At 60.7% G+C, this 11,508-nt stretch carries 10 protein-coding genes; 6 read left to right on the top strand and 4 right to left on the bottom strand.

Going from position 1 to position 11,508, the window contains the following annotated elements:
• A partial coding sequence (locus tag AC2FLX_RS17590; protein WP_496875485.1) for a sulfotransferase family 2 domain-containing protein occupies positions 1-603 on the bottom strand: 603 nt, incomplete at its 3' end.
• A 38-nt stretch (positions 604-641) separates the two neighbouring features.
• Entirely contained in the window at positions 642-1,550 is a 909-nt protein-coding gene (locus AC2FLX_RS17585; protein ID WP_496810768.1) for a DMT family transporter, read from the bottom strand.
• Between the two features lie 169 nt (positions 1,551-1,719).
• Here AC2FLX_RS17585 and AC2FLX_RS17580 point away from each other — a divergent pair, with 169 nt between their 5' ends.
• Positions 1,720-2,733, top strand: a complete 1,014-nt coding sequence (locus AC2FLX_RS17580; protein ID WP_496810769.1) for a hypothetical protein — start codon at positions 1,720-1,722, stop codon at positions 2,731-2,733.
• Between the two features lie 139 nt (positions 2,734-2,872).
• On the opposite strand, the gene AC2FLX_RS17575 is transcribed toward AC2FLX_RS17580, so the two are convergent.
• Positions 2,873-3,586, bottom strand: coding sequence for a DUF1194 domain-containing protein (locus AC2FLX_RS17575; protein WP_480751219.1), 714 nt, complete (start codon positions 3,584-3,586; stop codon positions 2,873-2,875).
• Between the two features lie 263 nt (positions 3,587-3,849).
• Between AC2FLX_RS17575 and AC2FLX_RS17570 the strand changes: the two genes are divergently transcribed.
• Together AC2FLX_RS17570 and AC2FLX_RS17565 are read left to right on the top strand one after the other, a co-directional pair.
• Positions 3,850-4,626, top strand: coding sequence for a cyclase family protein (locus tag AC2FLX_RS17570; RefSeq protein WP_480751217.1), 777 nt, complete (start codon positions 3,850-3,852; stop codon positions 4,624-4,626).
• 14 nt (positions 4,627-4,640) lie between these two features.
• Complete coding sequence (locus tag AC2FLX_RS17565; protein ID WP_480751215.1) at positions 4,641-5,162, top strand: thioesterase family protein; 522 nt, start codon at positions 4,641-4,643, stop codon at positions 5,160-5,162.
• Between the two features lie 25 nt (positions 5,163-5,187).
• Here the strand turns inward: AC2FLX_RS17565 and AC2FLX_RS17560 are convergent, their stop codons facing one another.
• Positions 5,188-6,105: a LysR substrate-binding domain-containing protein gene (locus AC2FLX_RS17560; protein WP_480751214.1), complete on the bottom strand. Its 918-nt coding sequence runs from the start codon at positions 6,103-6,105 to the stop codon at positions 5,188-5,190.
• A gap of 91 nt (positions 6,106-6,196) precedes the next feature.
• On the opposite strand from AC2FLX_RS17560, the gene AC2FLX_RS17555 reads away from it, so the two are divergent.
• The 3 genes from AC2FLX_RS17555 to AC2FLX_RS17545 are packed head-to-tail and all read left to right on the top strand — an operon-like array spanning position 6,197 to position 11,358.
• On the top strand, positions 6,197-7,717 hold the full coding sequence (locus tag AC2FLX_RS17555) for a trimethylamine methyltransferase family protein (RefSeq protein ID WP_496810770.1): 1,521 nt from the start codon (positions 6,197-6,199) through the stop codon (positions 7,715-7,717).
• Complete coding sequence (locus tag AC2FLX_RS17550; RefSeq protein ID WP_480751210.1) at positions 7,704-8,879, top strand: mandelate racemase/muconate lactonizing enzyme family protein; 1,176 nt, start codon at positions 7,704-7,706, stop codon at positions 8,877-8,879. The genes AC2FLX_RS17555 and AC2FLX_RS17550 overlap by 14 nt, the downstream gene beginning before the upstream one ends.
• Positions 8,880-8,889: 10 nt before the next feature.
• Positions 8,890-11,358: a GcvT family protein gene (locus AC2FLX_RS17545; protein ID WP_496810771.1), complete on the top strand. Its 2,469-nt coding sequence runs from the start codon at positions 8,890-8,892 to the stop codon at positions 11,356-11,358.
• The last annotated feature ends 150 nt before the right edge of the window (positions 11,359-11,508 follow it).

Raw genomic sequence — 11,508 nt, 5'->3', positions numbered from 1 at the left:
CTCGGCGACCGCGTCCACAGTATCCGATGAGTAATACCGGCGATAATCGGCCCCGCGCTCCGAACGGTTGAGGTGCGGCATCTCGACCTGAAATCCCAGATGCAGGGTCAGCGACCCGGCATCCTCGGCGAAATGTTCAAGCCGAATATAGGCCGCGCATTGTTCCTTTCCATCGGCGCGCAGCATATAGGAGCGCGCCGGGCTGTTACGGAACGAGGCCAGAATATGGGGGTGCAGGACAAAGGGTTCGAACTCCAGCTTTTTTGCCAAGGACACCGCCGGGTGGTCGAACTCCTGCTCTCTCAGCCAGTGGTAGTAGCTGACGACCCGGTCCCACGGGTTGCGCACAAGGGTAAAGGCAAAAAGCCCGCTCAGGACCTCTGGCGATACCAGGCCATCGATATCGGACAGTGTCGAATGTTTCCACAGCCGTCCCCGGCTTTGCACGCTCTTGACCCGCTTGCGGCGTTTTCTGGCCTTGGGCGTGTCACCCAGCAGAATATCACCCTTCATCGCCCGGTTCTCCAGCGCCAGCGCCAGAGAGGTCCCTCCGGTTTTGGGAATATGGACAAAGACATAGGAACGGCCGGTCGAGATGATCATGCGGTTACGCTATCCCGGTTGATGGCCAAGCTGAAGCCTCAACCCGAACGCAGGGCTATGATGATACCGGCGGTAGCGATCAGGGCCACGCCCAGAATCTGATAGGCGCCAAGGGTCTGCCCGAAAGCAACCCATGCAAAAAGCGGGCCGAAGATCATGATGGAATACTCGAAGACCGACACATAAGAAGGCTCGCCCAACTGATAGGCCTTGATCAGCATGAAAACCGCCACGGACGCGCCCACCGCCTGCGTGACAATCCATGGCACTGCGTCCGTCATGGGCCAGACCCATCCCCGCATCACGAAGCCCGCAGGGCCGGCCGCTGGTTCCACCGGAAACAACGCAAACCCGATCAGGCCCAGCGCGCCTGCGGTTCCCAAAGTGATCGCCAACGCCCCCAACAAAACAACCGTGCTTTCGCCGGCACAATAACTGCGGGTGACGATCACCGACATGGCATAGAAAAGACCTCCCGCAACCGGGATCAAAACCTTGAGATCAAAGGCATCCGGATCAGGCTGCAACACGAACAGAATACCCGCAAATCCGGTCAGCACTGCCAGAATGCGCCATGGCCCGATCCGCTGCCCCAGTCCCAGGGACGAGATCAACAGCACAAAGATGGGTGAGGTGAACAACCCCGCCAGCGCCTGGGCAATGGGCATGAAGGCCAGCGCGCTGAAATAGAACAGCATCGCCAGCGCCATCAGGATGCTGCGCAAGACGACCATGTTCGGGCGTATGGGTCGCATATGGCCCAACCCCAACAGGGACAGCCCGCCAATCAGCGGCAGCATCACCAGCGCGCGGGTGAAGTGGAATTGCCAAAGCCCGATGGTCTCGGCCACGCGTACGACGAAATTGTCGATCACACCAATGATCGCCATCGCGGCAACCATCAATATCGACGCCGCCACCGGCGCGGTTTTTGGACCTGTCTGCATTCCCCTCTCTTACCGTTCAGACCGCCAGCGCTCTGAAATCTCAGCGACATTCGATGCCGGTTTCGGATGTTTCCGGCGAAAATGGCCAATCAACCGCTCTACTCGTTTGCCGTGCCCGATTTTCCCATGCTAGGGTTACAGAAAACAATGACGAGCATAAACCATCCGAATGACGGCGCTGAAACAGTATGAGCGGATCGAAGCCACCGGTCTGTGGCGACCCTCGCCCGAGGAGCAACGGCGCGAAGTGCTGGTCTCGATCGGCGAGGCGACGCTGACGATTTCGGATTTCAAGGACACCGCCCTGACGCACTGGTCCCTGGCCGCGCTGGAGCGGCAGAACCCGGGTGAATTTCCAGCGATCTACAACCCCGATGGCGACCCGGGTGAAACGCTCGAACTGCCCGACTCGGAAACCACGATGATCGAAGCGATCGACCGCTTGCAGCGCGCCATCGACCGGGCACGACCACATCCGGGTCGGTTGCGCTGGGCCAGTGTTGCCGGGGTCCTTTTCGCTGTTCTGGCTGTCTTGATATTCTGGCTGCCCGGGGCGTTGCAGCGCCATGTCGTATCTGTGGTGCCCGACATCAAACGACAGGAAATAGGGGAAACCATCCTGCGCCATATAGAACGGGTGTCAGGCCGCGCTTGCACATCGCAGGATGCGCAACCGGTTCTGGAGCGGCTGGCGCAAAGAACCGGGGTGCGCCGGATCGTGGTTTTGCCCGGCGGCGTGGCGGAAAGCCTGTTTCTGCCTGGCCGGCTTGTTCTGTTGAACCGCGCCCTGATCGAAGATCACGAAGACCCGACGGTGGCCGCGGGCTTTGTTCTGGCCGAACGCACTCGTGCCGCGCAAACAGATCCACTGGCCGATCTTCTGGACCGCGCCGGGTCGGTGGCGGCCTTTCGATTGCTGACTACCGGCGAACTGACTCCCGATACACTCGACCATTATGGTGAACAGGTTCTGGCCGAGGCCCGGCCCAGCATCGCCGACGAGGATATTCTGGCAATGTTCGGGCAGGCCGCCCTGCCCTCAACCCCCTATGCCTATGCCCGCGACGTAACAGGGGAAACCGTTCTTGGCCTGATCGAGGCCGACCCAATGGCGGGCCGCACCGTCGAACAGGTGCTGCCCGACCGCGAGTGGGTGCTGCTGCAGAATGTATGCGGCGGGTAAGACATTCGCCGCACCCGGAACGCAGGAAACACGGTTTTTCATTCAAATGATCTGCGATGAGTCAAACACCCCAACTTGTATATGTTGTAAACGCCAACAGTACGCAGAGGCGGACTAGATTTAGGTTCCAGTCGGAAGCCTATTTCTGCGCCAGATAGGGGCCTTGAACTTCACGCAGGAGTTTGCGTTTCATTGCCCTTTCGTAATCCGCGAAACTGCCTGCAACTTCGACGAAGGCACCAGTTCCGTGAATAACGCTTGTTTCGTAGTAACGCACGATCTCGGGTTCGGCGCCCAGAATGACCAGTCCGTTTACGGTGACATCGGCGACAGGGAAATGCTTGTAGGCGCTTTCTGGCGGGTATCCGTCGTTGTTTACGCCGTCGCCAGAGATATCGAGAACCCGACGATAGCACTCAGATTTTTCTTCGAGAGCCAAAAGGCCAAAAGCGACCGCTTGGCCAATCGCGGTTGGATAAAAATGCGGATACCCCGCATCATCGATAATCGCAGCCGCGAACCGGGACAAATCCGCCTGGCTTTCAATCATATGCCAAGGGGCGATGACGGATTGATGACGATGGCTACTCCATTCGTAGGCAATCATCGCCACCGCACCCGGTTGAGCGACGATCAACCGGGAAACGACCGGATCGGTGAGGGCTGCGGCCAGCCCCGCGCGCTGGAGCCTGTATTCGGCTTCATCGACACTGACGGAAATATCGAGGCCAAAAGCCAAAGCCAGCGAGCACTCCCGTTCTCTGGCAGCGGCTCTGTCAGCCCAGATCAATACCAACGAAAAGCCAAGTGGAATCGTCAAAAGGCATAGGCGCTTTAGATTGCTGCAGATCATTTCGTCCCCGCTATCAAGGGTTCGATTGGCTTCAATTTCTCGGCGAGTATGGCACAAAACCTTGAAAATGTCGATTTTCGCCCGTCCATCTGCCGATATCTCGAAGGGCTCCTGATAGGCGAAAACGTGTGCAACCAGATAGAAACCCCGGTGGCGGCCGCGACGAGGGCCGCGCCCCCGCCCCGGTTGACAACCTGCGATGCGATTGGCTCTGTTCGGGGCGCGAGCGTCCCCGTCTCAGCATTGCAAAAAAAGGAGGTCCGATGCCCCGCCGTTTCGTCGATCTGTCCGTACCGCTGGAGACCGGCATCGTATCGGACCCGTCAATCATGTTGCCCGAAATCGAATACCTTGGCCACGATCAGACCGCCGAACAGGTGATGACGTTCTTTCCCGGTCTGACACGCGAGGATCTGCCGGGTGGCGAGGGCTGGGCGGTGGAGCGGTTGCACATTGCAACCCATAACGGCACCCATCTGGATGCGCCCTATCACCACCATTCCACGATGAACAACGGCGAACGCGCCATCACCATCGACGAAGTGCCGCTGGAATGGTGCCTCAATCCCGGCGTCAAACTTGATTTCCGCCATTTCGAGGACGGCTATGTGGCGAGTGCCGCGGATGTAGCGGCAGAGCTGGAGCGGATCGGCCACAAGCTGCAACCCCTGGATATCGTGGTGGTCAACACCTCGGCCGGGGCGCATTATGGCCAGCCCGACTATCTGCTCAAGGGCTGCGGCATGGGGCGCGAGGCGACGCTGTACCTGACCGAACGGGGCGTGCGGGTGACCGGCACCGACGCGTGGAGCTGGGACGCGCCCTTCCCTCTGACTGCGCGGGAATATGCGCGCACGGGCGATCCCTCGATCATCTGGGAGGGGCACCGCTCCTCGATGGACATAGGGTACTGCCACATGGAAAAGCTTGCCAATCTCGAAAACCTGCCGCCCACCGGGTTCGAGATTTCCTGCTTTCCCTTCAAGATCAAGGGTGCCTCGGCGGGGTTTACACGGGCGGTCGCGATTTTTGAGGAATAGGGGGAGGGCAGGCAATGCCAGTGAAATCAGTGCCACCAGCGGGCCATGACGGCCCTTATCCCGCACCGGTCGAGGTGCGGGGGTACACGGTCAAGCCGGAGTGGATCGACTATAACGGCCACATGAACGTGGGCTATTACGGCGTCGCCTTCGACGAGGGGCTCGAAGAGATGATGGTTGCGCATCTGGGTCTGGGAGGCCCACAGGTCGAAGCCACGGGAGAAGGCCCTTACATGATCCAGTCGCACGTGCATTTCCTGCGCGAGGTGCGCGAGGGCGAGCGGTTCTATTATCGGTTCCGGCTGCTCGACGCCGATGGTAAGCGGGGGCATTACTTCGGCCAGATGTTCGCGGAGGAGGATGACGCGCTTTGTGCCACTCAGGAGGGCGTGTTCATCAACGTGAGCCACGAAACCGGGCGGTCCTGCCCCTATCCGGACTGGGCCGTCACGCGACTGGCGCGGATGGTTGAAGATCACAAGGGGCTGGAGCCCGCGCGGCAGATCGGCCAGCCCATAGGGCTTCGGCGCAAATAGCGCGGCGGTCCAAGATGGGTCTGTCCTATCCGTCTTCGGATAACTGACGGTGGGACAGAATCCAGTCACGCACCAGGACCGCTTCATGCGTCAGCGGGCGGCCGAGTGACCAGACAAGATAGAATCCCTGGCCGGTGCGCCATTTCCATTCTTTCCGCCCCGAAAGCAGGCCCTGGTCGATCAGGCGGTCGGTCAAGTGTTTCCAGCCAAAGGCAAAACCTTCGCCGGCCATCGCGGCCTGAATTACCAGGGCGTAATCGTTCAGGCGCAGGCCACCCTTGGGGACGACCTCGTGAATGCCGAATTGCACGAACCAGTCGCGCCAGCTGGGCCGGTCACGCACCGGCTCTTCAAGATGAATCAACGGCTGGTGCAGCAGCCCCGCAAGGTTTCTGAGGTCGACGGCGGCGGCCATTGTCCGGGTGGAGGCAACGGGATAGATGACCTCTTCGGCGATCAGGGCGCTTTCGCATCCCGGCCAGTCGCCGGTTCCGCGCCGCACCGCAAGGCTGATGTTTTCCGTATCGATATCGGGTTCGCGGTCGCTGGATTGCAAGCGCAGGTCGATCTGCGGGTGCCGGTATTGCAGGTCGGCGAGGCGCGGAATGATCCAGTAGTTGTTGAAAGCGGTGGAGGCGTTGAGGGTCACGTAGTCGGGCCGCGACAGCTGTTGAATTGCAGAGGCCGAATGGGACAGCTGCTCGAACGCACGGGTGACGTCGGCGCGCAGCCGCTCGCCTGCGGCGGTCAGGGAAACCTTGCGGTGGCTTCGGGTGAACAGGGCAACGCCAAGACTGTCTTCGAGCTGGCGGATCGAGGCGCTTACCGCCGGTTGCTGAACGTTCAGCTCCTGCGCGGCCCTGGTAAAGGAATTCAGCCGCGCCGCCGCTTCAAAGACGACCAGATGGCGGGGTGAAGAGAGCAGTTTCCAGAGTTCTTGCATAATTTCAAATTATCCAAAGCATTCATGTTTTCAAGCGTCACAAGGTGAATTCACATCGCTATCATTCCCTGAAACAGATGGAGGCGCAGATATGGCGAGACGTTCCCGGCAGACGCGCGTACGCGGAGCAGAGGCGAATTCCGGTCTGGTGTCTCCCTTTGTGCGCAGAACCCTGCCCTTTTTCGATCCACTGGATGAAGACCAGATATCCCGGTTGGAATCGCAGGTAGACTGGTTGCTGCAGGAGGTCGGCATCGCCTTTCGCGACGATCCCGAGGCGCTGTGGCTGTGGCAACGCGAGGGTGCAATGGTCAACGGTGATATCGTGCGCGCCCCGGCCGACTGGATTCGGTCGCTTTGCGCCAAGGCGCCCCGCGAATTCACCCAGCTTGCCCGAAACCCTGAGCGCTCGGTCACCATTGGTGGTGCAAATCAGGTCTTCGCTCCGGTCTATGGCGCGCCTTTCGTTCGTGATCTCGAGGGCGGGCGGCGATACGGCGACATGGCGGCGTTCCGCGATCTTGTACGCCTGACCTATTTGCATCCGAACCTGCATCACGGCGGCTTCGTCACCTGCGAACCCTGCGACGTGCCGGTCAGCAAGCGGCACCTCGACATGCTGCTGGCCCACATGACCCTGTCGGACAAGCCGCATCTGGGGGCCATCACCGAAATGAGCCGCGCACAAGACAGCATCGACATGGCCGAGATCGTCTTTGGCGCCGACGTGATGGAGCAAAACTGCGTCATCATGGGCAACGTCAACACCAACTCGCCCCTACTGGTCGACAAGGTGGTGACCGAGGCGGCGCGGGTCTATTCCACGCGCGGGCAGGGTTTGGTCGTGGTGCCCTTCATCCTGTCGGGGGCGATGGGGCCGGTCAGCACCGCCGCCTCGGTGGCGCAGGCGATGGCCGAGGCGATGATGGTCTGTGCCTATGTGCAACTGCTCCGCCCCGGCGCGCCCTTCGTGCTGGGCAACTTTTTGTCGTCGATGTCGCTGAAATCCGGCGCGCCGACCTTCGGGATGCCCGAGCCGGTGATGTCCAATTATGCCATCGGCCAACTGGCCCGCCGCGCCGGGTTGCCCTTGCGTTGCGGGGGGTCGCTGACGGCATCCAAGATCGAGGATGCGCAAGCCGCCTATGAAAGCGCCGATTCCATGCATTCAACGATGCTGGCCGGTGCCAATTTTGTACTGCATTCGGCTGGTTGGCTGGAGGGCGGGCTGTGCACCGGGTTCGAAAAACTGGTGATGGATGCAGACCGTCTGGGCGGGTATCAGAAGGTGCTGGATCAGGGCCTTGATGTGTCTGACAACGCGCTGGCGCGTGACGCCTATGACGAGGTTCAACCGGGCGGTCATTTCCTGGGCTGCGCCCACTCGATGCGCCACTATCAGACCGCATTCTACGAGCCCGGACTCAGCAACAGCGAGAACGTCGAGAGCTGGGAAGAGGGCGGGTCCGAAGACATGCGTCTGCGCGCCTTCAAGCGCTGGAAGGCCATGTTGAACACCTATCAGGAACCGCCATTGGACGCCGCCAAGCGTGAAGAACTGGAAGCTTTTGTCGAGAAACGGAAGGAAGAGCTGCCCGATGCCTGGTATTAAGATCACCGGACTGCGTGCCACTCCCGTCAACATCCCGCTGGAAAAGCCGATGTGGTGGACTGGCGGGCATTATCCGGGAACGTCGAAAACGATCATCGAGGTTGAAACCGATCAAGGGCTGGTCGGTCTGGGCGAGGCACCGTCGGTAGATGTGGTAGAGACCATCCGCGCCATGGGCGAGAGGTTGATCGGCGCAGACGCACTGGACATTGCCGGGTGCGAGAGCCTCTGCGTGCCGCCCTGGCAGATCGTGCAGAACACCGATGACAGTTCGGTGGTCAAGGCCTTTGGCGCGATCGAGATTGCGCTTTGGGATCTGCGCGGCAAGGTGGCTGGCGAGCCGCTATATCGCCTGCTGGGCGGGGCGGTGCGCAAGGACATCCCCTTTACCGAGTATTTCGGCTTTCGCGATGGCGGCGAAATGACGCCCGAGGCAATTTCGGACTATTGCATGCGCATGCGCGAGGAGCACGGCTCCACCATGTTCGAGGGCAAGCTCATTCTGGGTGACCCGAAACTGGAGATTGACACCGTCAAGGCGATGCGCGCCGCCTTGGGGTCTGAGGCGATGATCAGGCTCGACAGCAACATGCAATGGTCGCTGCCCACCGCGATGCGGGTGTTTCGGGAAATCGAACCCTACGACATCCGCAATTACGAAGACCCGGTTGCCACGTTCGAGGAAATGGCCGAGTTGAGGCGGCACTTCACCATCCCGATTTCAACCCATGTGCCGGATATCCGCCGCGCGGTGGCGCTGGGTGCGCCTGATTTCATCGTCACCAACTTTGCCGTTCTGGGCGGGATTGGCCGCGCGGTGCGCTTCATCGGTGCCTGCGAGGCGATGGGTGTGGGGTTCTGGTGCTACTCCGGGGACGCAGGCATCGCCACCGCCGGATACCTGCATATGTCTGCCGCCATGCCATGGATCACCGAGCCGTCGCAATCGCTGTTCCGCTGGCAGGTGGGCGACGTGATCGAGGGCGGGCCGTTCCGGCAGACGAACAACACCGTCCGGGTGCCCGAAGGCCCCGGACTGGGCGTGACGCTGGACCGCGACGCCCTGAACCACTGGCACACTCACCTGGTCGAGAACGGACCGCTTGACCATTTCCATGACCCCGCAATGCCCGGCCGCTTCCGCCGCCTGCCGCTCAACTGAGGACCAAACCATGCCAGAGATTCAAAAAGACGAAACTGCCACAGGCAAACCTCTCCCGTCTCATGCCAAGGTCGTTGTGATCGGCGGCGGCGTCGTGGGCTGCTCGATCCTGTTTCACCTGGCCAAGTTCGGCTGGAAAGACGTGGTTCTGCTGGAACGCGATGAGCTGACTTCGGGCAGTTCGTGGCATGCTGCGGGACAGATCCACACGATCAGTTCGGACCCCAACATCAGCCGCCTGCAAAGCTATACCATCGATCTTTACAAGGAGATCGAAGAGACCAGCGGCCACAGTGTCGGCCTGCATATCACCGGCGGATTCTATGCCGCCTCGACCAAGGAGTGGTACGACTACCTCAAGCGCGAGCGCTCGAAGGCCCGTTATATGGGGCTTCATCAGGAATTCATCTCGCCCAGGGAACTGGCCGAGCGCCACCCGCTCATCGACCCAAAGCACTACTATGCCGCATTGTGGGACGATCAGGACGGCGATCTGGACCCTTCCGGCGCCACCTATGCCTTTGCCAAATCCGCCCGCGTGCACGGGGCGCAGTATTTCACCCATTGCGGCGTGACCGCCATGTCGCAGCGCCCGGACGGGTCGTGGGACCTGACCACACCCAAGGGGCAGATCAACGCGGAATACGTGGTCAACTGCGGCGGGCTTTGGGCGCGTGAGGTCGGGCATATGTCGGGCATCCATCTTCCGGTGCAGCCGATGGAGCATCACTATCTGATCACCGAAAAGATCCCGCTTATCGCCGAGCGGATGGAAAGCATGGGCGAAGCCGGGCGCCTGCCCGCCGGTATCGATTACGAGGCCAACATCTATTTCCGGCAGGAGCGGCAGGGCATGCTGCTGGGAACCTATGAGCCCAAATCGACGCCGTGGAAGGTCGACGGCACGCCCTGGGATTTCGGCCATGAGTTGTTGCAGCCCGATCTTGACCGGATAGCCGACCGGCTGGAGATGTCGTTCGAACGTATTCCGACAATCGGAGAGGCCGGCATCAAGGACATGATCAACGGCCCTTTCACCTTTGGGCCTGACGGCAACCCCATGATCGGCCCCGTTCCGGGGATGAAAAACTACTGGGTCGCCGTAGGCGTCATGGCGGGGTTCTGTCAGGGCGGTGGCGTGGGGCTGACCATGGCTGAATGGATGATCGACGGCGAACCCTCGATCGACGTCTGGGCAATGGACGTGGCGCGGTTCGGAGAATTTGCGACACCCGACTGGGGCACCGTGAAATCCTCGGAAAACTACGAACGCCGTTTCGTGATGACCTTTCCCAACGAAACCCTGCCCAAGGGCCGGATGCAGAAAACCACCGCGCTTTATGACCGGCTGGTCGCCAAGGGCGCACGGATGGGTCAAGGCTTTGGTCTAGAAAACGCTTTGTGGTTCGCCGATGGCCCGGACGATGCCCATGAGGAGCCGACATTCGAACGCAACCGGTCACACGACTATGTCGCGCGCGAGGTCAAGGCCGTTCAACAAGCCGTGGGTGGTATCGAAATCGCCAACTTTGCCAAGCACGAGTTCAAGGGCGCGGGCGCGCGGATCTATCTGGACCGCATCCTTGCGGGGTATGTGCCCAAACCCGGTCGCCTGACGCTGACACCGATGCTGACGCCCAAGGGGCGACTTTACGGGGATTTGACCGTGGCTTGCCTGGCCGACGATCACTTCATGTTGTTCGGTTCGGGCGCGATGCAGGAGGCGCACCGCCGCTGGTTCGAACGCGGCCTGCCCAAGGGCGTCACATACGCCAACGTTTCGGACGACTGGCACGGGATCGCGCTGTCGGGGCCGAAATCACGGGAACTGCTGGCCCGGATCACGCGCGAGGATGTTTCTGCCTCTGCGCTCAAGTTCCGTGATCTGCGCCAGACATTCGTGGCCGGTGTGCCGGTGATCCTGAACCGGATCAGCTTTTCCGGCGAACTGGGATACGAGATCTATTGCAAACCCCAATACCTGCTGCGTCTTGCCGAAGCGATCGAGGAAGCCGGCGCCGATCTGGGCTATCGCTGGTATGGCGCCCGGGCACTGATGTCGATGCGGCTGGAAAAGGGCTGGGGCGTCTGGACACTGGAATTCCGCCCGGATTTTAATGCAGTCGAATCCGGCATGGATGCCTTCATCAACTGGAACAAGGATTTCGTCGGCAAAGAGGCCACTCTTACGGCGCGGAAGGCCGGAGCAAAGCAGAAGCTGGTGACAATGACCATCGATGTCGAAGGCATCGACGTGTCGAATGACGAGGCGATTCTGAAAGACGGCAAGGCGGTGGGTTATATCTCGTCCGGTGGCTATGCCCATCGCGCGGGGCGGTCGATGGCAATGGGTTATGTCGCTACGGACTGTGCCACACCCGGCACCACGCTACAGGTGGAGATCCTCGGCAAGTTCCACGACGCCGAGGTGCTTGGCGCACCGATTTACGACGCTAACGGCGCAAACATGCGCTGTTGACCGATTCGAAAACCCTGGCACCCGTTTTTTTCGGCGCGCCAGGGTCAAGGCATGGCGCGGCGGACCACGGCTCGACCAGTTTCTTCAAAAGTCGGCTCACCCTCGAAATGCAGTACTACAAACGAATGGCACGCCGAATCCGGAAAGGCA

This window comes from Ruegeria sp. YKSF57 (assembly GCF_059612585.1).
Note: the sequence above shows the minus strand (reverse complement) of the source record. Positions and strands in the feature narration are given on the sequence as shown.

Bases quoted from the DNA above. Each gene is read 5' to 3' on its own strand.
- AC2FLX_RS17555 (WP_496810770.1), top strand. From the start codon at position 6,197: ATGGCGAGACGTTCCCGGCAGACGCGCGTACGCGGAGCAGAGGCGAAT.
- AC2FLX_RS17585 (WP_496810768.1), bottom strand. From the start codon at position 1,550: ATGCAGACAGGTCCAAAAACCGCGCCGGTGGCGGCGTCGATATTGATG.
- AC2FLX_RS17550 (WP_480751210.1), top strand. From the start codon at position 7,704: ATGCCTGGTATTAAGATCACCGGACTGCGTGCCACTCCCGTCAACATC.
- AC2FLX_RS17560 (WP_480751214.1), bottom strand. From the start codon at position 6,105: ATGCAAGAACTCTGGAAACTGCTCTCTTCACCCCGCCATCTGGTCGTC.
- AC2FLX_RS17580 (WP_496810769.1), top strand. From the start codon at position 1,720: ATGACGGCGCTGAAACAGTATGAGCGGATCGAAGCCACCGGTCTGTGG.
- AC2FLX_RS17575 (WP_480751219.1), bottom strand. From the start codon at position 3,586: ATGATCTGCAGCAATCTAAAGCGCCTATGCCTTTTGACGATTCCACTT.
- AC2FLX_RS17570 (WP_480751217.1), top strand. From the start codon at position 3,850: ATGCCCCGCCGTTTCGTCGATCTGTCCGTACCGCTGGAGACCGGCATC.
- AC2FLX_RS17545 (WP_496810771.1), top strand. From the start codon at position 8,890: ATGCCAGAGATTCAAAAAGACGAAACTGCCACAGGCAAACCTCTCCCG.
- AC2FLX_RS17565 (WP_480751215.1), top strand. From the start codon at position 4,641: ATGCCAGTGAAATCAGTGCCACCAGCGGGCCATGACGGCCCTTATCCC.